General features: G+C 32.5%; 25 protein-coding genes. 10 read left to right on the top strand and 15 right to left on the bottom strand.

Annotation, left to right across the window (positions count from 1 at the left end; all coding sequences use genetic code 11):
• Positions 1 to 148: 148 nt before the first annotated feature.
• Both LNP27_RS12650 and LNP27_RS12645 read right to left on the bottom strand, forming a co-directional pair.
• The gene (locus LNP27_RS12650; protein WP_229942004.1) at positions 149 to 1,225 is read right to left on the bottom strand and encodes an efflux RND transporter periplasmic adaptor subunit; all 1,077 of its coding nucleotides are present in this window, start codon (positions 1,223 to 1,225) and stop codon (positions 149 to 151) included.
• 62 nt (positions 1,226 to 1,287) lie between these two features.
• Positions 1,288 to 2,601: a TolC family protein gene (locus LNP27_RS12645; RefSeq protein ID WP_229942003.1), complete on the bottom strand. Its 1,314-nt coding sequence runs from the start codon at positions 2,599 to 2,601 to the stop codon at positions 1,288 to 1,290.
• A gap of 241 nt (positions 2,602 to 2,842) precedes the next feature.
• On the opposite strand from LNP27_RS12645, the gene LNP27_RS12640 reads away from it, so the two are divergent.
• The 3 genes from LNP27_RS12640 (at position 2,843) to LNP27_RS12630 (ending at position 4,462) form a co-directional block, all read left to right on the top strand.
• Entirely contained in the window at positions 2,843 to 3,403 is a 561-nt protein-coding gene (locus LNP27_RS12640) for a YeeE/YedE family protein (RefSeq protein WP_229942002.1), read from the top strand.
• 45 nt (positions 3,404 to 3,448) lie between these two features.
• A complete protein-coding gene (locus LNP27_RS12635) occupies positions 3,449 to 3,865 on the top strand; it encodes a DUF6691 family protein (protein WP_229942001.1) in 417 nt (138 codons plus the stop codon).
• Between the two features lie 78 nt (positions 3,866 to 3,943).
• Entirely contained in the window at positions 3,944 to 4,462 is a 519-nt protein-coding gene (locus tag LNP27_RS12630) for a GNAT family N-acetyltransferase (RefSeq protein WP_229942000.1), read from the top strand.
• A gap of 142 nt (positions 4,463 to 4,604) precedes the next feature.
• Here the strand turns inward: LNP27_RS12630 and LNP27_RS12625 are convergent, their stop codons facing one another.
• The 4 genes from LNP27_RS12625 to prmA form a co-directional block, all read right to left on the bottom strand.
• Positions 4,605 to 5,288 carry a lysoplasmalogenase gene (locus tag LNP27_RS12625; protein WP_229941999.1) on the bottom strand — a complete coding sequence of 228 codons (684 nt, stop codon included), beginning with the start codon at positions 5,286 to 5,288 and terminating at the stop codon, positions 4,605 to 4,607.
• Between the two features lie 15 nt (positions 5,289 to 5,303).
• On the bottom strand, positions 5,304 to 6,569 hold the full coding sequence (locus LNP27_RS12620; protein WP_229941998.1) for a sterol desaturase family protein: 1,266 nt from the start codon (positions 6,567 to 6,569) through the stop codon (positions 5,304 to 5,306).
• 81 nt (positions 6,570 to 6,650) lie between these two features.
• Complete coding sequence (locus LNP27_RS12615; protein WP_229941997.1) at positions 6,651 to 6,926, bottom strand: ATP-dependent Clp protease adaptor ClpS; 276 nt, start codon at positions 6,924 to 6,926, stop codon at positions 6,651 to 6,653.
• Positions 6,927 to 6,971: 45 nt separating this feature from the next.
• On the bottom strand, positions 6,972 to 7,805 hold the full coding sequence (gene prmA, locus LNP27_RS12610) for a 50S ribosomal protein L11 methyltransferase (RefSeq protein WP_229941996.1): 834 nt from the start codon (positions 7,803 to 7,805) through the stop codon (positions 6,972 to 6,974).
• 95 nt (positions 7,806 to 7,900) lie between these two features.
• Between prmA and LNP27_RS12605 the strand changes: the two genes are divergently transcribed.
• Entirely contained in the window at positions 7,901 to 9,124 is a 1,224-nt protein-coding gene (locus tag LNP27_RS12605; protein WP_229941995.1) for a porin, read from the top strand.
• A gap of 54 nt (positions 9,125 to 9,178) precedes the next feature.
• Here LNP27_RS12605 and tpiA read toward each other — a convergent pair whose 3' ends face one another.
• The 4 genes from tpiA to LNP27_RS12585 form a co-directional block, all read right to left on the bottom strand.
• Positions 9,179 to 9,931, bottom strand: coding sequence for a triose-phosphate isomerase (tpiA, locus tag LNP27_RS12600; protein ID WP_229941994.1), 753 nt, complete (start codon positions 9,929 to 9,931; stop codon positions 9,179 to 9,181).
• 91 nt (positions 9,932 to 10,022) lie between these two features.
• Positions 10,023 to 10,517: a TlpA family protein disulfide reductase gene (locus LNP27_RS12595; RefSeq protein WP_229941993.1), complete on the bottom strand. Its 495-nt coding sequence runs from the start codon at positions 10,515 to 10,517 to the stop codon at positions 10,023 to 10,025.
• A 187-nt stretch (positions 10,518 to 10,704) separates the two neighbouring features.
• On the bottom strand, positions 10,705 to 11,805 hold the full coding sequence (locus tag LNP27_RS12590) for a BT_3928 family protein (RefSeq protein WP_229941992.1): 1,101 nt from the start codon (positions 11,803 to 11,805) through the stop codon (positions 10,705 to 10,707).
• A gap of 12 nt (positions 11,806 to 11,817) precedes the next feature.
• Positions 11,818 to 12,363 carry a DUF1599 domain-containing protein gene (locus LNP27_RS12585; RefSeq protein WP_229941991.1) on the bottom strand — a complete coding sequence of 182 codons (546 nt, stop codon included), beginning with the start codon at positions 12,361 to 12,363 and terminating at the stop codon, positions 11,818 to 11,820.
• Positions 12,364 to 12,452: 89 nt separating this feature from the next.
• Here LNP27_RS12585 and folP point away from each other — a divergent pair, with 89 nt between their 5' ends.
• Both folP and LNP27_RS12575 read left to right on the top strand, forming a co-directional pair.
• The gene (folP, locus tag LNP27_RS12580) at positions 12,453 to 13,277 is read left to right on the top strand and encodes a dihydropteroate synthase (RefSeq protein ID WP_229941990.1); all 825 of its coding nucleotides are present in this window, start codon (positions 12,453 to 12,455) and stop codon (positions 13,275 to 13,277) included.
• Positions 13,277 to 13,900: a hypothetical protein gene (locus tag LNP27_RS12575; RefSeq protein WP_229941989.1), complete on the top strand. Its 624-nt coding sequence runs from the start codon at positions 13,277 to 13,279 to the stop codon at positions 13,898 to 13,900. The genes folP and LNP27_RS12575 overlap by 1 nt, the downstream gene beginning before the upstream one ends.
• Positions 13,901 to 14,089: 189 nt before the next feature.
• On the opposite strand, the gene rlmH is transcribed toward LNP27_RS12575, so the two are convergent.
• From rlmH to LNP27_RS12555, 4 genes are read right to left on the bottom strand one after another with little or no spacing between them, the layout of a single operon-like run.
• Complete coding sequence (gene rlmH / locus LNP27_RS12570) at positions 14,090 to 14,563, bottom strand: 23S rRNA (pseudouridine(1915)-N(3))-methyltransferase RlmH (RefSeq protein WP_229941988.1); 474 nt, start codon at positions 14,561 to 14,563, stop codon at positions 14,090 to 14,092.
• 36 nt (positions 14,564 to 14,599) lie between these two features.
• On the bottom strand, positions 14,600 to 15,838 hold the full coding sequence (locus LNP27_RS12565; RefSeq protein WP_229941987.1) for an ATP-binding cassette domain-containing protein: 1,239 nt from the start codon (positions 15,836 to 15,838) through the stop codon (positions 14,600 to 14,602).
• A gap of 26 nt (positions 15,839 to 15,864) precedes the next feature.
• Positions 15,865 to 16,356 carry a CIA30 family protein gene (locus LNP27_RS12560; protein ID WP_229941986.1) on the bottom strand — a complete coding sequence of 164 codons (492 nt, stop codon included), beginning with the start codon at positions 16,354 to 16,356 and terminating at the stop codon, positions 15,865 to 15,867.
• Between the two features lie 19 nt (positions 16,357 to 16,375).
• Entirely contained in the window at positions 16,376 to 16,828 is a 453-nt protein-coding gene (locus LNP27_RS12555) for a hypothetical protein (protein ID WP_229941985.1), read from the bottom strand.
• Positions 16,829 to 17,090: 262 nt separating this feature from the next.
• Between LNP27_RS12555 and nadC the strand changes: the two genes are divergently transcribed.
• The 4 genes from nadC to priA all read left to right on the top strand — a co-directional run bounded on the left by nadC (position 17,091) and on the right by priA (position 21,926).
• On the top strand, positions 17,091 to 17,948 hold the full coding sequence (gene nadC / locus LNP27_RS12550; protein ID WP_229941984.1) for a carboxylating nicotinate-nucleotide diphosphorylase: 858 nt from the start codon (positions 17,091 to 17,093) through the stop codon (positions 17,946 to 17,948).
• Positions 17,945 to 18,856, top strand: coding sequence for a YihY/virulence factor BrkB family protein (locus tag LNP27_RS12545; RefSeq protein WP_229941979.1), 912 nt, complete (start codon positions 17,945 to 17,947; stop codon positions 18,854 to 18,856). Before nadC ends, LNP27_RS12545 begins: the two co-directional genes overlap by 4 nt.
• A gap of 116 nt (positions 18,857 to 18,972) precedes the next feature.
• Positions 18,973 to 19,401 carry a DUF2147 domain-containing protein gene (locus tag LNP27_RS12540; RefSeq protein WP_229941977.1) on the top strand — a complete coding sequence of 143 codons (429 nt, stop codon included), beginning with the start codon at positions 18,973 to 18,975 and terminating at the stop codon, positions 19,399 to 19,401.
• Between the two features lie 74 nt (positions 19,402 to 19,475).
• Positions 19,476 to 21,926, top strand: a complete 2,451-nt coding sequence (gene priA / locus LNP27_RS12535; RefSeq protein ID WP_229941975.1) for a replication restart helicase PriA — start codon at positions 19,476 to 19,478, stop codon at positions 21,924 to 21,926.
• Positions 21,927 to 22,062: 136 nt separating this feature from the next.
• Here priA and LNP27_RS12530 read toward each other — a convergent pair whose 3' ends face one another.
• On the bottom strand, positions 22,063 to 22,752 hold the full coding sequence (locus LNP27_RS12530; protein WP_229941973.1) for a LytR/AlgR family response regulator transcription factor: 690 nt from the start codon (positions 22,750 to 22,752) through the stop codon (positions 22,063 to 22,065).
• Positions 22,753 to 22,772 lie beyond the last annotated feature (20 nt).

Raw genomic sequence — 22,772 nt, 5'->3', positions numbered from 1 at the left:
TAGGCGTGACTCTCCCAAAAGGTCGGTTCGGTCTATTCGTTACAATCCACGCTAAAAAGCTTGGGATTTCCACTGCTATCCCTCACGCGGAATTAAGGACAAATTTTTCTTATTTATCTAAAATAAACACTGAGCACTTTTGATTGCTCTACTGAACACTTACATTAGCTCCATTATATAATTTTCCATCTGCTGAAACGATATATTGCTCGTTAGCCGAAAGGCCAGATAGAACTTCGACTTGATCGCCAAAGCTTTTTCCAATACGCAACCACCTTAATATGGCTACATTCCCAGTTCCTATAGTGTACATTCCAGTAAGTTGACCTTGTTTTACCAAGGCGCTTTCAGGAACTAAAAGCAGTTCGCTTTTTGAGTTTGTTGCTTTGTTGGCTAAAGGAAATTGCACATTAACAAACATTCCTGATAAAACTGTGTGGTCTGTTTTGTTTAAGTCTACTTTTACTAAATATTGTCCACCTGTATTAGTTGCTGAAATGCTCACTTCGCTCACTTTTCCGTTCAATTTCTCATTAGATGATTTTACTAAAACGCTAACTGGCATTCCTTTTTTTATTGCAGCAATATCATTTTCAGGAACCATTGCCATAACTTGCAATTTAGACGCACCTTCAACACTTACTAAAGGCATTCCTGGACTAGCCATATCACCTTGTTTGATAAATGTATTGGTTACCACACCAGGAAATGGAGCTGTAATATTCGAATAAGAAAACTGTGCCGTTACTTCATTCCTCATTTGTTTTGCAACTTCTAATCCCGCTTTTGCCATTTCGTAGCGTGCCGTCATATCGTCTAATTCTTTTTGAGAAGCACTTTGTTGTTTGAACAAATTGACAAAACGATCATAATCTTTTTTTGCACTGTTAAAACCTGCAGTCGCTTGAAGTATACTCGCATCAACTTGCGCTTTTTTAGCTTGTAAATCGGTATTGTTAATACTTACTAATAATTGTCCTGCATTTACTTTTTGACCTACTTGCACATGAACTTTGGTTACATAACCCATTATTCTAGTGCTTAAATTAGCACTGTTCTTCGCTTCAATTTTTCCGCTTGCAGTCACAAAAGGACTGTTGTTATTTTCAGAAACTCCACTTACTTTTACAGCAATAGCAGTTTCTTTTACGATTTCTTTTTTCTTTTCGCTATTACATGAAGCTACAAGAACTAATGCTAATAAGGGTATATATATCTTTTTCATAGTTTTATTTTTATTGATTTTGCAATTGATTTTTGCATTTGTAATTGAAATTTGATTCTTTTTTATTTTGTTAAAAAATGTAAATAGTTTTGAGTAAAGTTATATTCGAAAACAGCTTGTAAAAATTCCAATTCTTTTTGAAACATCAGTGTTTCTGATTGTAGCAAGTCGGTTGTTTTTTCTAAACCTTGTGTGAAACGGTTGCTGCGAATGCGATAGGCTTCTTGCGATTGTTCTAAAGCTAGTTTGGAAAGGTTTACTTTATTTTCAGCATCTTTTAATTGACGGTTGGTTTTGTTTAATTCCAACTGGCTTTTGGCCTTATATTGTTGTGTCTCAATCTCTGATTTTTTGAATTCTGCTTTTGCTTTTTCTATTTTTCCAATTGATTTGTAACCATCGAATAAACTCCAAGACAATTGTGCTCCTACTAAATATCCTTTAGCGGTTGTTCCAAACAACGTATCATCGTACAACTCGTAACTCCCAAAAGCATTTAATCTTGGTAAGAAATTCATTTTACTAGACTGCAACATTTTTGCGTAAGCTTCTGATGATTTATCCATCGCTTGAATGTCTTTTCTATCATTTGAAAGTGCGTTGTTAATACTTTCTAGTGCAATTACATTTTCTAATTCCTCAATTGGTTTATACACTTTGTTCGTGTTGTCTTCATTTAAAAGGAATGCTAAATAATCAGATGCATTTTGAACATTACTTTTAGCGTATTGTAACTGGTTTTCTATTTCATTTACACGAACCTGAACAGATAGCAAATCTGTTTTTTGAAGTATTCCTTGCTTAAAATAGTTTTGTATCAATTTTAAATTAGCATCACCAGTCCTATTAGCTTTCTCTAAAACTTTAACTGCTTTATATCCTAATTGCAATTCCATGAAAGCTTTGTTAACCTCAAGTTCTAGATATTCTTTAGTACGTTCTGTTTGTAAAGCGTAAGCATGCATTTTAGCTTTAGCAGCTTGTCTTCCATAAATTCCGTCAACATTTAGTAGAGGTTGTAAAATTTCAAATTTGGTAGCGAAGTTTTTTGTTCGCGCAGGATTGTTTAGCAAATTAGGATCAAAATCAGAAGCCGTTAAAATTTCCTGATTCAGTTTAGAACCAAAAGCCATTAATGGATTTGTAGTAGAAATAGCGGTATGTGAAGCTGAAATACTTGGCAAAAACAATGAATTTGATTGTCTGTAATCTGCTTGTGCTGATTTGAAATCTTGATTTGAAATTTTAATTTGCAAGTTCTTATCCGTTGCTTTTAACCAAATATCTTTTTTAGAAATGGCCACTGTATCTTGACCAAATCCTATAGTAGAAATAGATAATATTCCTAATAGCAGTATTAAATTTATTTTCTTCATAATTGACTTTCTCTAGTTTATGAAGCAAAGATAGAGCGACAAAAAAGCGTGTACAGTAACATAAGTCACACTCGCGTTTTAAAATATGTTTTTTTAAAGAATTGGTTTCTAGTGTACTTTAATTACAGTACCATTCAGAATTGACGTAGGATTACGGAATCCTACTAAAATCAACGACTTTCATTGGCATACTCTTTTTTTTTATTGAAAATGCATCCTATCTTTGTCAAAAAAATAAAATATGGAAGTGATTTTTCAAACATGGTCTTGGTATGTTTCTGGATTTATAATAGGTATGATTATGCTTTGCTTAATCTATTTTGGAAAGACTTTCGGAATGTCATCTAATTTGCGCTCGCTTTGCTCTATCGCTGGTTTAGGAAAAAGAGTTTCGTTTTTTGATTTTGACTGGAAAGCACAACGCTGGAATCTAGTTGTTGTTTTAGGTGCAATGTTAGGTGGTTTTGTCGCTGTCCATTATATGAGTGCTCCATCAAATGTTTCGATAAATCCGCAGACTATCGAACAGTTAGCTGAAATGGGGATTGATGCTCCAAATGGGAAATTAATGCCTGAAGCGCTTTTTGGAACTGAAATTTTTCAGTCACCTAAAATTATATTGATCTTATTAATTGGTGGTATTTTGATTGGTTTTGGTTCTCGTTACGCCGGCGGTTGTACTTCAGGGCATGCCATTTCTGGTTTGAGTAATCTCCAAATTCCTTCACTAAAAGCGGTTATTGGTTTCTTTGTTGGTGGATTGATAATGGCACATTTTCTATTACCATTACTTTTAAAATAAACCATAATTCAACAATAAAATTTTAAAATAAATAAAATGTAAAGCATGAAAAATATATTAAAATACTTAATAGTCGGTTTTATTTTTGGAATCGTTTTAACCAAATCAGAAGCTGTTTCTTGGTATCGCATTTATGAAATGTTTCAATTTCAATCGTTTCATATGTACGGAATTATTTCTGTAGCGATTTTAGTAGGAGTACTTGGTATCCAATTGATTAAAAGAAAGAGTATAAAAGACATTAAAGGACAACCAATTGTCATTGTAGATAAAGAAAAAGGATCAGCCCGTTATTGGATAGGTGGTATATTCTTTGGATTGGGTTGGGCTCTTGTTGGCTCTTGTCCCGGACCAATATTTATATTGATAGGAGCTGGTTTCTGGACTGTACTTATTGTGTTATTTGGAGCCTTATTAGGAACTTATTTATACGGATTACTAAAAGATAAATTACCTCATTAATTTCCAAAATTCACTTATTACTTTGGTTAAACCAACAAGCAAATTGAAATATATAAGACAGGAAAAATGTACTAACAGATGAAGACAAATAAAAGGCCTCCTTATAGTGTATATCCGCATGTTTCTAACGAAAAAGTAGCATTAAGGAAGATTATTAATTCAGATATTAATGCCATTATTGAAATTTCATTTTATGATGCTATTCAAGCAATAAGTTTGGAACAAGCAATAGAAATGAATTCGAAAATTGATAATGATTATGATAATAGCAATTCAATTCACTGGGGAATTATAGACAATCAAACGAATGAAATTGTAGGTACTTGTGGATATTATCGTGGTTTTCACAAAGATCAAGGTGAACTTGGTTGCGTTTTATTACCTCAATATCGTGGAAAAGGCTTTATGACTGATGCAATGTTATTAGCAATTGATTTTGGATTTAAAAATATCGGATTAAAACGAATCTTTGCTGTAACAAGTAAGCAAAATGACAAAGCTATAAGACTTCTTGAACGAATTGGTTTTAAAAAAAATAGCGAGCTGCAAGAAAATGAAGTCGAATATGAATTAATAGCTGCCAAAAGACAGTATTAAAATAATAAAATCCAAATTAATATTGTCTTTTAACTTTGCAATTTTAGTTGACTAACTTTTTTATCCTATATTATTTTCGATCCGAAATTTTCTATTTATTATTTTCAGAAATCCCCATAAAAACTAGTCAAAGCTGTACTTTCTAAAGAATATGCAGCTTTTTTTTATTTAAATCAAAAATTCCTCTCATTATTAAATATTGTGCTGTCAAATAAGTTGACATAATTAAAAATGAGTTATACTGTATATGAGTATAAAATTTATCAAAGGCCAAGATACTATCCGAAGCTACAAAAATTATTGCTCCTATTAAAATATAACTATTTGCTGGCTTCTTCCAATTCAAGAATCCTTTTAATGCGAATAATAGCATTATTGAAATAGTCATTGCATACACAAATACAGGAAGTAACAAATCACCCAGATAGGGCATTAATAGGAGCATCATAATTAATAAATAAGTAATAATTAATGTAATTCCAATCCAGTAAATGGTTCTACTCTTCTTTAAATACATTTTTAACTGTTTATTAAATAATAGGATATAGAAAATATGTGAAAAAAGAAAAGCAACTAATCCAAAGATAAAATACAATTCTCCTTTATCTGCAAAGAGTAAAATAATATCACCAATCCATGACAAAGTCAATGCTCCCAAAAGAATATTTCTAGTTGCAAATCTTTCATGAAAGTAAACAGCCAATAGTAGAAATGGTAATAGAAATGGTTTCAAAAACCAAGCGATATCTTCTTTTCCAAAAAGAATTATCAAAAGATATATACAACTGAATCCAATAAAGCTGTTTAATATAGAGTTAATTTTCATAAATTACTTTTAGGGTTATGCGACAATTACTGTTTCTTTTTCAAACTTAATACTGACAAAATAAATGGTTACTAAAAGTGAGAAAATAAGATAGCTTAGAATAATATAATTGGCAAAAGGAAATAAATGATTCATGCCAAACCAATCTCCAAAATAGAATATCAATCCGATACCACATGCAAATCGAATACCTTCCCAAATAATGGAACTTTTGCGCTCATCCATTAATTCAGTGTAACTGTAAACGCTTAGAAAAATAAAAGCTCCATAAATAAATACATTTGGTAGTCCTATTATTGCAATAGAGTTATACATATAGGTAATCAATACCAACGTCATTGCTGCTTGAAAAATGGACCAATACATCAGTTTTTTAGAATGCTGTATTCCGTATTTTTCAAAATTATAAACATCGGTAATTTTAGTCACGGGATACTTATTTTCAAAATTTTCAGGACGCCATCCCGTTGGTTTAAACCAAATAGTAACTTTATCTTTCCAGTTCTCTGCGCGCCAAGCATCGGTAATCAATAACCATAAATGTTGAAAGTTGATGCGAATGGGATTCCATGTTCGTGCTGGTCGCGTAATACCATAAACGGGTGGGACATTTTCTAGTTCTTCTTGAAATGTACCAAACAACTTATCCCAAAAAATAAATATTTGCGAATGATTCTTATCCATGTATTCTGGATTTATCGCATGGTGCACTCTGTGATGAGAAGGAGAAACCAGAATTTTTTCTAGAAATCCAATTTTTTTAATATGCTTAGTGTGATACCAAAACTGCAAAAATAAATGTATAGGAATAGTTATCGCAATAACTTTGGCGGGAACGCCAATAAGCGCAGCAGGAATTAATAAAAACGTAAAGAGATTTACAAAACTAGATACAGTTTGACGTAAAGCACAAGCCAAATTAAATTCCTCACTACTGTGATGAATGGCGTGCTTGTTCCACAAAAAATTTATTTGGTGTGACAATCGATGGCTCCAATATCCATAAAAATCGATAACAATAAAACCGATAATGTAAGTGAATACGTTTGCTTCCATTTGGAATAAAGCGATTTTAGAAACCATCCAATCATAGGAAACGAGTGTAACACTAATTCCTAAAACATCTTTAACAGAATTGACCATTCCCGAGCTAACGCTCGAGACAGAATCCATATTTGGAGAAGTGTTCTCTCCTTTATAATGGCCGTAAATTTTTTCAATGATGATTAAAATTAAAAAAATGGGCATTACAAAAACTAAAATTTTACTATATTCTTCCATAAAAAAACACACTTTCTTTTATCAAATATAGGATAAAAGAAAGTGTGTTTGAATTATATCGAGAAAATAAACGCTAGGTTTTTAAATTATTACGGCATTTAATCCTGCTTCTAATAATTGTGTGCATTGTGGTTTTAATTTTTCCAGTGAACCCGTTTTAACGGTGCATTTTCCATTGTAATGTATAATTAGCGAACATTGTTCTGCTTGTTCGGGTGCGTGCTCACAAACACGCATCAAAGTTTCAATAACATGGTCAAAAGTATTTACATCGTCGTTGTAAACTACAATTTCATTATCTAACTGAATCGCTTCTTTGACACTTACTCTTTCTCTAACTTTTTCTTTAGTACTCATTTTTTAGGTTTTTGTACTTTCGTAATTAATAAAAAAATAACATTACTAATTTACATATTTTAAAGAGACCCAATTGTTTCTTTCAAATTTTTTAACATAAGTTAAGCCTTTTCCTGTGCATGAAGCGTCGATAAACGGGATGTCTTCATTATAGAAACCACTTAAAAGAAGTGTTCCATTAGGATTTAAACAATCAACATAACTTTGCATATCGTTCAGCAAAATGTTTCGATTGATATTGGCAATAATCAAATCGTACTTTTTCCCCTCTAATAATGCTGCTTCACCTTCATAAACTGTTATATGCTTGCAATTGTTACGCTCTGCATTCTCGATTGAATTTAAGTAACACCAATTGTCGATATCAATAGCATCAATAGGTTGTGCGCCTTTCATCTCCGCAAGAATTGCTAAAATGGCTGTTCCGCAACCCATATCTAGGGTTTTCATTCCAGCAACATCCATTTCTAATAGATGCTGAATCATCATGTGCGTAGTTTCATGATGTCCTGTTCCAAAACTCATTTTTGGTTCGATAACTATATCAAATTCTGCATCAGTTTTTGGGTGGAAAGGAGCACGAACATGACAGTTTCCATCTACATCTATCGCTTCAAAATTCTTTTCCCATTCTTCGTTCCAATTTACTTGTTCGATTTCTTCAAAAGTATAAGCGATAGTAAATTCGTCTGATTGTAGAATGCGAATGTCTTCAAGAATCATTTCATCCCACAAATCCTTTTGTACAAAAGCTGAAATCCCAGTTTCAGTTTCTGTAAAACTCTCAAATGCTCTTTCTCCCAGCTCTGCGATTAATATTTCAGAGCCTAATTCTTTTGGCTCAATAGTAAAATGGTATCCAATATATATGTTTGACATGCTTATTTTTTTTGCAAAGGTAACAATCACTATCTAAACGGCATTTGTAAATCAAATTTTATTTTACATTTGCACCACTAACACACAACTACACAATGAAAAAAAGTATTTTATTTTTTGTTTTTCTGCTCAGTATTGCCGGTAATGCTCAAGTTACTGTAAAGCAAAATAAACAAGATAATGACTTAAAATTATCTGCACTTCCTTATTACAGCTTTGGTAAAGGCATTGGAATTACTTCTCCAGACAGTTTATATCAATTAAACATTCGGTTTCGAATGCAAAATAGAGTTACTTATACTGAAAATGAAGGCGAAGATGGCGTTTATGATGGACAAATCAGGCGTTTGCGTTTGCGATTTGACGGTTATGTAGGTTCACCAAAATTTTTATATGCAGTCCAATTGTCATTTGCCCCAGGCGATCTTGGCGAAATTATAGAAGGAGAAAATATCAATATTATTCGTGATGCTGTTGTTTTTTACAGACCTAATAAAAATTGGAATATCAGTTTTGGACAAACAAAATTACCGGGAAACCGTCAGCGTGTAAATTCTTCAGGCGGTCTTCAGTTAACGGATCGATCGATTAATAATGCTCGTTTTACTATTGATAGGGATTTTGGTTTTCAAGTTCATAATATGAATGAATTCAAAGATCAGTTTTCTTATAATTTTAAAACTGCTATTTCTACTGGAGAAGGCAGGAATATAACAGGAAATGCTGATGCAGGAGTTGCTGTAACTGGAAAAGTAGAGCTGCTGCCGTTTGGAGCTTTTTCTAGGGACGGGACCTATTTTGAAGGGGATATTGTAAGAGAAAAAAAGCCCAAACTGATGCTTTCTGGAGCTTTTCAGCAAAATAATCATGCCAAAAGAACACAAGGTCAATTAGGAAATGATTTGTTTGAAGCCCGTACCATGAAATCAGTGATGCTGGACGCTATGTTGAAATACAATGGATGGGCAGCCATGTCAAGTTACTTGTCTAGAACTACTTCCAGGAATGCTGTTACCATCAATCCAGACGATATTTCACAAACTAATTTTGCTTATGTAGGTAGTGGATTTGATCATCAGTTGAGTTATAATTTCCCTTCAAATTATGAGATTATAGGTAGGTATTCCACTCAAAAAGTAGGAGAAGATATTAGGATTTTGGCTCCAAATTCTAAGCAATATACTATTGGTTTAACCAAATATATTTGGGAACACACTTTTAAGCTGCAAAGCGAATTGACTTTTGACAATTTAAATTATTTCGACGGAAGCACTAAGAATAATTGGTATTTACGTTTTCAGGTAGAAATAGGTATTTAAAAAAAAGCGGTGAAAATAAATCACCGCTTTTTTTATACAATCTGAAAATGAAATTTATACTGCATTTATAATTGCAACAAAATCATCAGCTTTTAATGCAGCGCCTCCAATAAGCCCACCGTCTACATCGGGTTTTGAGAATATTTCTTTTGCATTATCAGGCTTCACGCTTCCTCCATAAAGAATAGATACGTTATCAGCAATATCGCTTCCAAAAGCTTTACGAACGGTTTCTCTAATAAATTCATGCATTTCTTGCGCTTGTTCCGGAGAGGCAGTTTCGCCAGTTCCTATTGCCCAAACAGGTTCGTAGGCTAAAACAATATTTTCCCAATCTTTAGCCTCAATATGAAATATACCGTCTTTCAACTGATTTTCTACTATATTAAAATGATTTTTAGTTTGGCGATCTTTTAATTCTTCTCCAAAACAAAAAATAACTGTCATATCATGTTCTAAAGCGGTATCAACTTTATTAGCGATTAATGCATCAGTTTCATGGAAAATAGCTCTGCGTTCTGAATGTCCTAAAATAACAGTATTTACACCAACACTTTTCAACATATCAGCTGAAATTTCACCTGTAAAAGCACCAGCTTCCGCTTGATGAACATTCTGTGCGGCAACATCGATATTAGTGAATTCTAAATGATCTACAGCCGAAGCTAAGTTTACAAAAGTAGGTGCAACTATTACTTGTACAGCAGTTTCAGTAGGTATTTGTGCTATAAGTTCATTCAATAAATCTTCTGTTTGCTCTGCATTTTTATTCATTTTCCAGTTTCCTGCTACAATCTTCTTTCTCATTTTAATCGTGTTATATTTAGTTTTTTTTTCTTTTGTTTTAAAAAGTAATACAATCAATTTTTAGGTTGTGATTGCCATTACTCTTAAATGTTTATTTCAATTTTTCCAGCGTCTCGTTTATTTTGTCAAAGTCTGTTTCAATGGCGCGATACAAGACAATTTTTCCTTTTTTGTCAACTACAATATATCTAGGAATCCAATCTGCGTCAATTGCTTTTCCAAAGACACCTTTCATTTGGTCATTTGCCATGAAATGATCTCCTTTAATTTCGTGTTTCTCAATTCCTTTTTTCCATTGCTCAGCAGTTTTATCCATTGATATAAATAGGTAAGCTACAGCTGGATTATTAGCTTGCAATTCCTTAATTTTTGGCATTGCTTTTACACAATCGCTACACCACGAAGCCCAAACTTCGATCACTAAAGTTTTTCCTTTATATTTCTTTAAGATGTTTTTAAAAGCAACTTGACTTCCATCAGTAGCTAATAAAGTTTCTGATAAAGCTACTTTTGAGAATTCTGTTTTTTGTGCTTTAGAACAAGAAAATGTTGCAAGTGCAATAAGGGCTAGAATTATTCTTTTCATTAGTTATAATTTTAGTAAAGTTAAAAAAAAAATGGAGTTTGATGTATGTTTTCTAAATTTTGAGCATGTCAATTCAAAACTAATATCGTTATAGTTAATAAAAACAGCTAATCTTTAGTTTTTATGCTAAAGTAAAAAAGTAAGATTTAAAGTTGTGTGAACTTTAAATCTTACTTTTTTACTAATTTTATAATTTCAAATTGGAAAGATCATTATGATGGGCTTTTTGAGTTATTGTGCCTTTCTCAAGAATAACAATGCTAGGATTAGCTCTTTCAATTGTTTTCAACGTAATAGCATCGCAGAAATAAAAGTCGAATGTCATTCCAAATCGTTTTTTTGCTGCAGCAATTTCTTCTGGTGATGAAGCAGTCATTCCCGCCACTTTATACCCTTTGGCTTTAGCATCTATATATAGTTTTTCCATTTTTGCTAGACCATCTTTATCTGCATTCACTAAATCGTATGCCACGATAAACATAACTTTTTGTGACTCTAAAAAATCGTCCTTATAATCCGTATCATTTTTTTCCATAGTGAAATCATGAATAGGAGGAACGTAACCTTCTGTAATCACTTTGTCTTTACGATCAACAAATACAGCTCCTTCAGGAATATTCCCTAGCTCATTCTCTGTAAATTCTTTGTCAACGCCGTTTACTTTGTAAACAAATACCATTTCAACTACTGATTTTTCAGCGTTATCAGGAATTACCATTCCTTCTTGGATACTATTTCCAATTTTAAAAGGTCTGAAATCGATAAAAGGCAAGTGATTTAAAACTATAACTCCTATAAAAGCGCATAAAACGATACTACCGTAGATAATTATGTTTTGTATGCTATTTTTAAATAACGGTTTAATCAGTTTTTGATTAAAAAATAATATTAAAACAAAGAATAACAGCACTATATCCTTAGTAAATGATTGCCAAGGAGTCAGTTTTAAGGCATCACCAAAACAACCACAATCTTTTACTACATTAAAGTAAGCAGAATAAAAAGTAAGGAAAGTGAACATTACGATCAAAAGCAATAGACTCCAAACTGTAAATTTTGTTTTGTAACCAATAAGTAGCATAATTCCTAAAACCACTTCAAGAATTACTAAAAACAATGCGATTGCCAATGAGAAAGGTACAAAAAACGGCATGTTGAATACTGGTTCACTGAAATATTCGGCTAATTTATAAGAGAATCCCAAAGGATCATTTAATTTAATTAATCCAGAAATGATGAATAGAACTCCAACAAATATTCTAGAAAATTGAGTAATTATGTTTTTCATTTTTGATGTTTTTTATTTATTACCAAAACCCATTAAAATCAAGGCGAAAATCGAGTAGTTAATCATGTCTTGATAATTAGCATCGATTCCTTCAGATACTAAGGTTTTTCCTTTATTATCTTCAATTTGTTTGACACGAAGTAGTTTTTGCAAAATCAAATCCGTTAGTGAACTCACACGCATTTCTCGCCACGCTTCGCCATAATCATGATTTTTATTCTGCATTAATTCTTTAGTCAACGCTACTTTTGAATCATATAATTGAGTTGCTCTTTCAACGCTTAAATCTGGTTGGTCAGCAACACCTAATTCTAGCTGAATCAATGCCATGATTGAATAATTGATAATCCCGATGAATTCACCTGTTTCATCTTCGTCAACTTTTCGAATTTCGTTTTCTTGTAAACTTCTAATTCGCTGTGCTTTGATGTAGATTTGATCAGTTAATGAAGGCAGTCTCAAAATACGCCAAGCACATCCGTAATCTTTCATTTTATTTATAAACAGTGTACGACAAGTAGCAATTACTGTGTCATATTCCTTTGAAGTATTCTTCATTATTGATGTATATTTGTATTCAAATTTCTCCAAAAATAGGAATAATTTTTTTCATTGGAGAATTTTGAAGTCTTTAAAACTGTAAACGAATGACTATTAACTGCAAAGGAATACTAGTTGACTTATCAACTCCCAAAGTAATGGGGATTTTGAATGTGACGCCCAACTCATTTTACGATGGCGGAAAGTATAAAAACGAATCCGAAATACTTTCTCAAGTTGAAAAAATGCTCGTAGATGGCGGTAGTTTTATTGATATTGGCGCGTATTCTAGCAAACCAAATGCCGAATTTGTTTCAGAACAAGAAGAAATTTCTAGAATTATTCCCGTTGTCGATTTAGTACTAAAGCATTTTCCTGATACGATGTTGTCTATTGATACTTTTAGAAGTAAAGTAGCAAAGGTTGCCATAGAAAATGGTGCAGCCATTATTAATGATATTTCGGCAGGAAATCTTGATGATAAAATGTTAGAAGTAATAGGCAAATATAATGTTCCTTATATTATGATGCACATGCGTGGCAACCCACAGACAATGCAAACGCTGACTAATTATGAAGATATTGTAAAAGAAATGCTGTTTTACTTTTCAGAAAGAGTGGCTAAAGCTAGAACTTTCGGAATCAATGATTTGATCCTCGATCCAGGATTTGGCTTTGCCAAAACTATCGACCAAAATTACGAAGTTTTTCAAAAGATGGAATTATTTAAAATGCTAGAATTGCCGTTGCTAGTGGGTATTTCAAGGAAGTCGATGATTTATAAAACGCTTGATAGTACTATCGAAAAAGCTATGAACGGCACAACAGTTTTAAATACGTTAGCATTAACAAAAGGAGCTAACATTATCCGAGTTCATGATGTAAAAGAAGCTGCGGAATGTGTTACCTTATTTAATAAAATTAATTTATAATGATGAAATATTTTACTCTGATTATTCTTTGCATGCTTTTTTCTTGTGGAAATAAAGAAGATATATTGTTGCCAAAAGCAGCCTCTACTATTGTAAAAGATGTTAATGATTTATCTCCAATTTATATCTTTTTTCGAGTAAATGGAAAAGACACTTTAGCGGAAGTAAATAGAAAAAACAGCATCATTTCTACCAATTGGATTTTGAATATCGACAAGCGTTTGCCACTTCGATTAGTTATTCCGGAGGTTATGAAATTACAAAGAAAGAAACGTGAAGAAAAAGCACACAAAAATGAAAAAGCCGAAAATTATTATTCTTATGCAGACACGATTGGTAAAAACTTAGCTTTTATTCCTTTTACAAACGTGTTTTACAAAATGGGGAAACCTATTGGCACTGTTATTTATTTTAATAAGAAGAATGAAATTACTGTCAATAGTAATGGCATTAAGAAAGAGGATTTGAAAAATTACTTACTGGAATTAAAAGGTAAATCTAAAGAAGTATCTTTTTGCTTTGATAAAGAGATGTCTTACGGAGGTTACATCCAGAACAAAATTTTTATTGAAAGCTTAATTCCTTCTAAAGCAAATGTGGTTGAAAATGAATTTGTTTTTTAGAGTAAGGATTTTATTAATCTATAGTTAATTGATCGTCTATGTTGAGATGATTCCAGCGGGACAAATAGGGTAGTGACAATTGTGGAATGGCGATATCTCAATTCTTTAAACTTAAATTTCCATTCTTTATATCTAACCTCCAACCTCGTAATTCGTAACTCACACCTCGTACTTGAAACCTAGTGTCATTTACTGATGATGATACGGTTCGTTTTTCAAAATCGTAAAACCTCTATACAATTGTTCGATAAAAAATAAACGTACCATTTGGTGTGAAAAAGTCATTAAAGAAAGCGAAATTTTACCTTGAGCTTTAGCATAAACGGTATCGGAGAAGCCATAGGGACCACCAATTACAAAAACTAAAGTTTTGATACCGGAGTTCATTTTCTTTTGTAACTCTTCTGAAAAAGCCACACTAGAAAATGTTTTTCCGTTTTCATCTAATAAAATCAATTGGTCTGTAGGAGTGATTTTTGCTAAAATTAATTCACCTTCTTTTTCTTTTTGCTGGCTTTCTGATAAGTTTTTTACATTTTTGATATCAGGAATAATATCCAAATCAAATTTGATATAAAAAGACAAGCGCTTCGTATAATCGTCGATTAAAGTTTGGAGTGCTTTATTATCGGTTTTGCCGATAGCAATAAGTTTGATGTTCATGGGTTGCTTTTTTCAGAGTAAGGCAAAGATAACAAACTAGTTCTGGATTTTAATTTTTCCTTCGGAACCTGTTGGCTTTGGCGTTAATTCTAGAATTGAATTAGGTGCTAATATCGCTTCAATACGATGCGAAACAAAAATGATAGCGATATTGGTTTCTTTAGCCAAATGAGCGATAAGTTGGGTAACTAATACAACATTTTCATCATCCAAACCTTCCGTTGGTTCGTCTAAAATTAATAAGGGAGGATTTTTTAAAACGGCTCTAATAATCATAATGGCGCGCTGTTGTCCAACAGAAAGATTGATAAAGACGGTTTTCTTCAAATGATTCATGTTTAGAAAATCCAGCCATTCATGCATCAGTTTTATTTGTAAAGTACTAGGCTGAATGTAAAGACCGATAGAGTCAAAAAAACCAGAAAGGATCATTTGTTCAACAGTATGGTTTTTTTGAAATAAATCCATCATAGCAGTTGAAAATTGACCGATATTTTTCTTGATATCCCAAATGCTTTCGCCGCTTCCTTTCTTTTTGCCAAACAAATATAAATCTTGTCCATATCCTTTTGGATTATCACCCGTAATTAGAGAAAGAATGGTGCTTTTTCCAGAACCATTCGGACCTATAAGTTGCCAAAACTCTCCTTTTTTAATGGTCCAATTTATGTTGTTCAAAATTGGTTTCTCATCATAGCTTACTTTTAGATTGTTCATTTGGATCAAAACAGTATCTGTATATTCGATAGTTGTGATTGGCTTAGGAACTGCTTTTAATGAAAAAGTTCGTGTGTTTGAAATACTATCCAACGAATTTAAAACAAACGAATTGTCATTAATTTGACGTTTGTTGCTAATAAAGGGTAACAAATCTGTGCTACGATTTATAATTTGAATTAAAGTTATATTTTTGCCTAATTCTTCAAGTTGAATGTGTAATACTTTCCTAGAGTGTAGATCTAAATGGTCCATAAGATTATCTAAAATGATAAAATCAGGATTTTGGTTGATGCAGTATTTCAAAAAGGCTTTCTTACGTTCACCAGATGAAAAAGTGCGCAATTGTCTGCTTGTTTCAGGAGCAGCTTCAACAGAATCGTATTGATATTCCTTCTCGATAAAGTGTTCGATAGCTAAATCGGAAAACAAAATTCCTTTTTTTGTATTGAAGTGTTCTAGCTCACCATCGGCATGACCGTTTAAAATTTTGTTTATGAATTCTTTTTTGGCTACTTGATTCCGTAAAAGGATATCCCAATGTTTGATTTGCTGCATTTTGTATTTTTGAAAGCTCAAAAGTATTATTTTACCTCAATTCTATCAAGCAGTAATTGAAAGTTCTCTCCTTTTTTATTCCCAATCAAAAAAGCTATTTCCTCTAAACGCGAGCCATCATAATTTGGAATATCTAATTTTCGACCTCTAAAAGAAGGATAAAACTCGATAACAGAAATTTCTATATTTTGCCAATCCCCTGAAGTTCGGAAAGGATAGATATAAGAATGAGCATCACTTTTATTAGTTTTTACCCTAAATTGATAGTTTTTGCCATCTCCTTTAATACGTAGGCAAATAATTTTTTTTTTATCTAAAGAAATGGAGTTAAATTCATATTTAACAGAGCAAAATCCACCATTATTTTCTAATGAAACCGTTCCATCAAAACATCCGTGACCTTTGGAATTTAAGTAGAACTTACTTCTTGATGTTCCCCCCATAACGCCATCATTGACTACTCGCCAGTTACTTAAGTCACTTTTTGTGTTAAAATCAAAAATTAGGATAGGATTCATTTGTCTGTAAATTACAAGATTACGCTTTTGGTAAAGGCGCACCCACAGCAATATCACATCTATGATTGGCTTGACCGTGCGGCGGATTCATTCCTTCCGCAGTAGGAACTGATTCAATAGTAGTTGTCGCAGATGGGTTAGGAGTTGTAGTTACTGTAGGCATTGGTGCAGCTGTTTTTTGTGGATTATTAGTTGGGGCTGGGGTATTTAATGGCGCGCCTACAGGAATTTCGCAACGGTGACCAGGTTGACCGTGTGCGGGATTCATACCAGCAGCAGTGGCGTTAGTTGTCGCATTATTAGGTACTGTTTGTTGTTCAGCTGTCGATTGCGATTCCGCTTTCATTTGATTTCCGACAACTGTAAATGGAACTACATTTGATGGTGTGCTGGTGTTTTTTGATTCAGTATTATTCTTACAAGAAGTAATTAGTAGTGACGATACAAAAAGTAAACTTATAAAAGATTTCATAAAATGGTGTTTAAATTACTATTTCCAAATATAACTTTTTAAATAAGAATGCCCAAAATAAAAATAATTGATTTTTTAGATTTAAATGATAATGTAGTAAACAGGCAATTGTTAGAGAAAATAAATTTTTACTAGCATATTAACTAAGCACTTGTTTTTACTGAAGGAGCTTTATTCAGTTTTTCTCCAAAGAACGCAGCATACAAATTTTCAATTCCACAAAAAATATCTTACTTTAGCATTCCATAAATTTTTTGTAAAAATGATTAGCGAAGCACAGTTTCAAAAAGAGTTAGATTTAATAATAGAAAATGCCATTAGGGAAGATGTTGGTCCTGGCGATTACAGCTCATTGGCTTGTATTCCAGCAACTGCAACGGGTAAAGCAAAATTATTGGTTAAAGAAGACGGTATTATTGCTGGTGTAGCTTTTGCTAAAATGGTTTTTAAATATGTAGATCCTAATTTACAAGTCGAAACTTTTATCGAAGATGGGGCTGCAGTAAAATTTGGAGATGTGGTTTTTCATGTTTCAGGAAGTTCACAATCTATATTAAAAGCAGAGCGATTAGTGTTGAATTCTATGCAAAGAATGTCTGCTATAGCAACAAAAACGAAATCATACGTTCAATTATTAGAAGGAACTAAAACTAAAGTTTTAGATACGCGTAAAACAACTCCTGGTTTTAGAGCTTGTGAAAAATGGGCAGTGAAAATAGGTGGCGGTGAAAATCACCGTTTTGCATTGTATGATATGGTAATGCTTAAAGACAATCATATTGATTTTGCAGGCGGTATTACTTTGGCTATAGCTAAAACAAAAGCATATTTAAAAGAAAACAATCTGGATTTAAAAATAATTATAGAAGCCAGAGACTTGGATGAAATTGAAGAAATTCTACAAAGTGATGGCGTTTATCGAATTCTGATAGACAATTTTAATTTTGAAGACACAAAAACTGCCGTTGGCATGATTGGTGATATCTGCTTAACAGAATCCTCTGGAAATATAAATGAAAATACAATTCATAGCTACGCTGAGTGTGGAGTAGATTATATTTCATCAGGTGCCTTGACACATTCTGTATATAATATGGACTTGAGTCTAAAAGCAATATGAGTGAAGAAATTGAAGCAAAACTAGATAGAATTCCTATCGTTCGGAATCTTGTATTCGGTCTAAAAAAGATAAAACTCCCTTGGCTTCACGGCATGTCTTTGTATGACCTGCTTGAATTATATGGACTAGGCATTGTAGAAAGCGCGCTGACGTATCATGCGAGTGCGATTGCATTTAGTTTTTTTATGGCATTGTTTCCTTTTGCGCTTTTTATTTTAAATCTAATACCGTACATTCCTATTGAGGGTTTCCAAGAAGATTTTTTGATGTTTGTTAAGGATGGAGTTCCGCCAAATACGTATGATGCAATTTATCAAATCATCAGTGATATTCTTAATAATAGTGATTCCGGACTATTATCTTCCGGTTTTATTCTGTCCATTTTTTTAATGGCAAATGGATTAAACGGGATCTTAGGAGGTTTTCAAACCTCACGGCATGTTCTTATAAAAAGAGGTTTTATACGGCAATATGTGGTTGCGTTAGGGATGTCATTATTGTTGTCATTATTGTTAATCGTAACTGTTGCTATAATTGTAGTTTTTGAAGTAATCATACAACAGACGTTCTTTAACGATCAAGTTCAGCTAATCGTTATGGGTCGATATGCATTTGTTATTTTGATGATCTTAGTAACAACATCCATTCTTTTTAAGTTTGGAACTAAACACGATAAAAGCCGAGCATTTATCTCTATTGGATCAGTGTTTACAACTATTTTGATTATTTTAGACTCTTATTTTTTCGGAATTTGGGTTAAAAACTTTTCACAATACAATGAATTATATGGCTCCATAGGAACATTATTGGTTTTGATGTTTTATATTTGGATTAATTGTATGATCTTGCTTTTAGGTTTCGAGCTCAACGGCACGGTCAATAAAATGAAAAAACTAAATAATAATTAATTAATCAATTAATAGCTTTATTTTTAGAAGCTATTTCCTGCTATTCGTTACAATCTTTTCCTCGTTAAGAAACGAGAAAAAGAATTTTCACTTCTATCAGGGCTAAAAAAAAGACGATGAAAAACACAATCACAATTCTGGCCTTGTTTGTAACAATGGCTTTTTATGCACAAGGTAACTCCGTTGTAGGAAAATGGAAAACTATCGATGACGAAACTGGGAAACCCAAATCTATTGTAGAAATCTATGAAAATTCGGGTAAAATTTATGGCAAAATTGTTGACATATTTGAGGTAAGTAAAAAGAAGAACTTATGTACTAATTGTCCAGGTGAAGATAAAAATAAACCAGTAATGGGTCTTGTTATTATTAAAGGTCTTAAAAAAGATGGTAGTGAATATAATGGAGGTAAAATTTTAGATCCTGTAACAGGAAAAATGTACAAATGCTTTTTAGCTCTAGATGGTAGCGACAAATTAAATGTTCGTGGTTATATTGGTCTTTCTTTGTTTGGAAGAACACAAACTTGGCAGAGAGTAAAATAAAAATAAAGGATGAGTTATGAGTTAGAGTTAAGATTCAAGTCATAGCTCAATTCATAACTCATAATTAATTATAGATGTATTTCGTAGAAGTAATTTTACCACTTTCCTTAGCTAAAACATTTACCTATAGTGTTTCAGAAGCTGAGTTTCACTTTATTAAAATAGGCATGCGAGTAGCGGTTCCTTTTGGTAAAAGTAAAATTTACACCGCTTTAGTTATTGAAATTCATCAAAACAAACCCGATTTATACGAAGCAAAGGAAATTCATCAAATTCTAGATGAAAAACCTATTGTTACCCAAATTCAAATTAAGCATTGGCAATGGATTGCTTCTTATTATATGTGCGCCATTGGCGATGTGTATCGGGGAGCAATGCCCAGCGCTCTTTTGCTGGAAAGCGAAACGCTGATTTCTCAGAAAACAAATTTATTTGTAGATACTAGTTTGCTTTCAGATGACGAGTTTCTCGTTTACGAAGCGCTTCAGCAGCAAAGTTCTTTAAAAGTTCAAGATATCATCGCAATTTTAAACAAGAAAAATATTTTTCCTGTTATTCAAAAATTGATTGATAAAAATATTTTAATCCTTCAAGAGGAAATTCAGGAAAGCTACAAGCCAAAGCTAGTGCGCTATGTACGTCTGCATTCTAAATACGATTCGAATCAAGGACTAAGTGAATTACTGGAAATACTAAAAAGTGCCAATAAACAAAAGGAAATCGTTATGCGTTATTTCCAATTAAGCGCAACCGAAAAAAAACCTATTACTGTTAAAAAACTAGTTGATGAAGCGAATTCATCGTCGGTTATTGTAAAAGCTTTAATCGAAAAAGAAATTTTTGAAGACTATCATTTGCAGGTTGACAGAGTAAACTTCGACGGAAAAATTAATGAGAAAGAGTTGCAATTAAGTTCCGATCAAAATGATGCTTTTTTGGCAATTAAAGATAGTTTTGTGTCAAAAGAGGTTTGTTTACTTCACGGTGTTACTTCCAGCGGAAAAACTGAAATTTATATTAAACTCATTGAAGAATATCTGGAAACAGGAAAGCAAATCTTGTATTTATTGCCCGAAATCGCACTGACTACGCAATTAGTAGGTCGGTTGAGATCATATTTTGGAAATAAAGTTGCTGTTTTTCATTCGAAATATAATAATAATGAGCGTATTGAAGTTTGGAATCAAGTTTTACAAAACTCTGATAAAGCTCAAGTTGTAATAGGAGCGAGATCCGCTTTATTCTTGCCATTTCACGATCTTGGATTTATAATAGTCGATGAGGAGCATGAGCAAACCTTTAAGCAAGCTGATCCAGCACCGCGCTATCATGCCCGTGATTCTGCAATAGTATTGGCTCATTCGCATAAAGCAAAAGTTTTATTAGGTTCTGCAACGCCTAGCTTGGAAACGTATTTCAACGCTAAATCGAAGAAATTTGGTTTAGTCGAAATTTCAAAGCGATACGGAAATGTAAAGATGCCTATTATTGAATTAGTGGATTTGAAAGACAAGTACTTTCGTAAAAAAATGACAGGACATTTTAGCGATGTGCTTATTGAGGAGATTACAACTGCATTGTCGTTAGGCGAGCAAGTGATTTTGTTTCAAAACAGGAGAGGATATTCTCCTATAGTAGAATGTCTTACTTGTGGTCACGTACCACAATGTCAGCAGTGCGATGTGAGTTTGACTTATCATAAACATAAAAATCAGTTGCGTTGTCATTATTGCGGTTATACCATGGCAAAACCAACAAATTGTCATGCATGTTCCAGTGTTGAACTTACTACGAAGGGTTTTGGAACCGAACAAATTGAACAAGAATTAGTATCTATTTTTCCAAGTTCAAAAATAGGTAGAATGGATCAGGATACCACACGAGGAAAATTTGGCTTCGAAAAAATAATTGATAGTTTTAAAAATAGAGAGATTGATATTCTTGTTGGAACCCAAATGTTAGCCAAAGGATTGGATTTTGACAACGTAAGTTTAGTAGGCGTTATGAACGCTGATAATATGTTGTATCATCCTGATTTCAGAGCTTTTGAAAGAAGTTTTCAAATGTTGACTCAAGTTGCAGGTAGAGCAGGACGATCAGAAAAACAAGGGAAAGTAATTGTTCAAACTTATAATCCTAATCATAATACTATACAGCAGGTTACAAATAATGATTATATGGAAATGTATAAGGAACAGCTCTATGATCGCCAAATTTATAAATACCCACCTTATTTCAGAATTATAAAAGTCACGCTGAAGCAGCGTGATTATGAAAAATTAAAAGTGGGTGCTATGTGGCTGTACCAAGTTATGAGTCAAAATCTAAATATGCCAGTTTTAGGTCCTGAAGAACCACTTATTAGTAGAATAAGAAATGAATATATTCGTACTATTATTATTAAAATTCCTCAGAATATAGCTATTGGGAATACTAAAAATACAATTCAGAAAATGTTGAATAGTTTTGAAGCAGTAGCGCAATTTAGATCTATAAAAGTAATTTTGAATGTAGATTTTTATTAGTATATACAATTACTGCGCGTATGTAAAATGAGAAGTTCTGATTCTATTGCGGGTTTTAAGACCGTGCAAGAAAATCAGAACTTTTATAAATCAAATAATATAATTGTCCAATTTAAGACATTAATAAAAACAGCTATTAAGAAAGTGCTTTAACTAAATCCTCTTTTTTATGTCGGCTTAATGGAATTTTTGTGGGTCCAATTTCAGCATATTTACTATTAAAACGATCAACTTTATCAATGTTGATAATATAAGATTTATGGACTCTTATAAATTTATCTCTAGGTAAATCACCCTCAAAAGCCTTCATTGTAGAGAGTACCAGATTACTATCGTCTTCAGTAACTACTCTAACGTAATCGCCAAAAGCCTCAATCCATTTAATTTTAGAAGTAAATATTTTAAGTTTTTTAAGATTACTTTTTATAAAAATATGATCGCCGTCATCTTCTTTTGGATCATTTTTAAGTAAATGAAAGTCAATAGCTCTTTTGACCGAGGCATTAAAACGATCAATTGCTATAGGTTTTTGAAGATAATCAGTTGCATCATAATCAAAAGCTTTCATGGCATATTCTGCCTTAGAAGTGATGAAAATAATTTGCGGTTTTACTTTTAAGCCATCAATGAAATCGAAACCACTAATGACTGGCATCTCTATATCAAGGAAAATTAAGTCCACATTATGAACGGACATACAGCTTTTTGCCTCAATTGCATTTGAAAAATCTCCAATCAAATGAAGATTTTGATGATTATTAACTAATTTAGCGATAATCATCCTTTGTATAGAACTATCATCTACTACAACACAGTTTAGTTTCATAAATTAATTGTATTAAAAGA

Origin of the sequence: Flavobacterium galactosidilyticum, assembly GCF_020911945.1 — a bacterium.
Taxonomy (GTDB): Bacteria; Bacteroidota; Bacteroidia; order Flavobacteriales; family Flavobacteriaceae; genus Flavobacterium; species Flavobacterium galactosidilyticum.
The sequence above is the reverse complement of the archived record's forward strand: the minus strand, read 5'-3'. Positions and strand labels throughout refer to the sequence as shown.

What these genes read in the sequence shown, in the direction of transcription:
- LNP27_RS12530 (WP_229941973.1), bottom strand. Translation starts at nt 22,752, where the DNA reads ATGAAACTAAACTGTGTTGTAGTAGATGATAGTTCTATACAAAGGATG.
- LNP27_RS12635 (WP_229942001.1), top strand. Translation starts at nt 3,449, where the DNA reads ATGAAAAATATATTAAAATACTTAATAGTCGGTTTTATTTTTGGAATC.
- LNP27_RS12585 (WP_229941991.1), bottom strand. Translation starts at nt 12,363, where the DNA reads ATGAAGAATACTTCAAAGGAATATGACACAGTAATTGCTACTTGTCGT.
- LNP27_RS12630 (WP_229942000.1), top strand. Translation starts at nt 3,944, where the DNA reads ATGAAGACAAATAAAAGGCCTCCTTATAGTGTATATCCGCATGTTTCT.
- tpiA (WP_229941994.1), bottom strand. Translation starts at nt 9,931, where the DNA reads ATGAGAAAGAAGATTGTAGCAGGAAACTGGAAAATGAATAAAAATGCA.
- LNP27_RS12620 (WP_229941998.1), bottom strand. Translation starts at nt 6,569, where the DNA reads ATGGAAGAATATAGTAAAATTTTAGTTTTTGTAATGCCCATTTTTTTA.
- LNP27_RS12575 (WP_229941989.1), top strand. Translation starts at nt 13,277, where the DNA reads ATGATGAAATATTTTACTCTGATTATTCTTTGCATGCTTTTTTCTTGT.
- LNP27_RS12595 (WP_229941993.1), bottom strand. Translation starts at nt 10,517, where the DNA reads ATGAAAAGAATAATTCTAGCCCTTATTGCACTTGCAACATTTTCTTGT.
- LNP27_RS12545 (WP_229941979.1), top strand. Translation starts at nt 17,945, where the DNA reads ATGAGTGAAGAAATTGAAGCAAAACTAGATAGAATTCCTATCGTTCGG.
- LNP27_RS12640 (WP_229942002.1), top strand. Translation starts at nt 2,843, where the DNA reads ATGGAAGTGATTTTTCAAACATGGTCTTGGTATGTTTCTGGATTTATA.
- LNP27_RS12605 (WP_229941995.1), top strand. Translation starts at nt 7,901, where the DNA reads ATGAAAAAAAGTATTTTATTTTTTGTTTTTCTGCTCAGTATTGCCGGT.
- LNP27_RS12650 (WP_229942004.1), bottom strand. Translation starts at nt 1,225, where the DNA reads ATGAAAAAGATATATATACCCTTATTAGCATTAGTTCTTGTAGCTTCA.
- LNP27_RS12555 (WP_229941985.1), bottom strand. Translation starts at nt 16,828, where the DNA reads ATGAAATCTTTTATAAGTTTACTTTTTGTATCGTCACTACTAATTACT.
- LNP27_RS12590 (WP_229941992.1), bottom strand. Translation starts at nt 11,805, where the DNA reads ATGAAAAACATAATTACTCAATTTTCTAGAATATTTGTTGGAGTTCTA.
- rlmH (WP_229941988.1), bottom strand. Translation starts at nt 14,563, where the DNA reads ATGAACATCAAACTTATTGCTATCGGCAAAACCGATAATAAAGCACTC.
- priA (WP_229941975.1), top strand. Translation starts at nt 19,476, where the DNA reads ATGTATTTCGTAGAAGTAATTTTACCACTTTCCTTAGCTAAAACATTT.
- prmA (WP_229941996.1), bottom strand. Translation starts at nt 7,805, where the DNA reads ATGTCAAACATATATATTGGATACCATTTTACTATTGAGCCAAAAGAA.
- LNP27_RS12615 (WP_229941997.1), bottom strand. Translation starts at nt 6,926, where the DNA reads ATGAGTACTAAAGAAAAAGTTAGAGAAAGAGTAAGTGTCAAAGAAGCG.
- LNP27_RS12560 (WP_229941986.1), bottom strand. Translation starts at nt 16,356, where the DNA reads ATGAATCCTATCCTAATTTTTGATTTTAACACAAAAAGTGACTTAAGT.
- folP (WP_229941990.1), top strand. Translation starts at nt 12,453, where the DNA reads ATGACTATTAACTGCAAAGGAATACTAGTTGACTTATCAACTCCCAAA.
- nadC (WP_229941984.1), top strand. Translation starts at nt 17,091, where the DNA reads ATGATTAGCGAAGCACAGTTTCAAAAAGAGTTAGATTTAATAATAGAA.
- LNP27_RS12625 (WP_229941999.1), bottom strand. Translation starts at nt 5,288, where the DNA reads ATGAAAATTAACTCTATATTAAACAGCTTTATTGGATTCAGTTGTATA.
- LNP27_RS12565 (WP_229941987.1), bottom strand. Translation starts at nt 15,838, where the DNA reads ATGCAGCAAATCAAACATTGGGATATCCTTTTACGGAATCAAGTAGCC.
- LNP27_RS12645 (WP_229942003.1), bottom strand. Translation starts at nt 2,601, where the DNA reads ATGAAGAAAATAAATTTAATACTGCTATTAGGAATATTATCTATTTCT.
- LNP27_RS12540 (WP_229941977.1), top strand. Translation starts at nt 18,973, where the DNA reads ATGAAAAACACAATCACAATTCTGGCCTTGTTTGTAACAATGGCTTTT.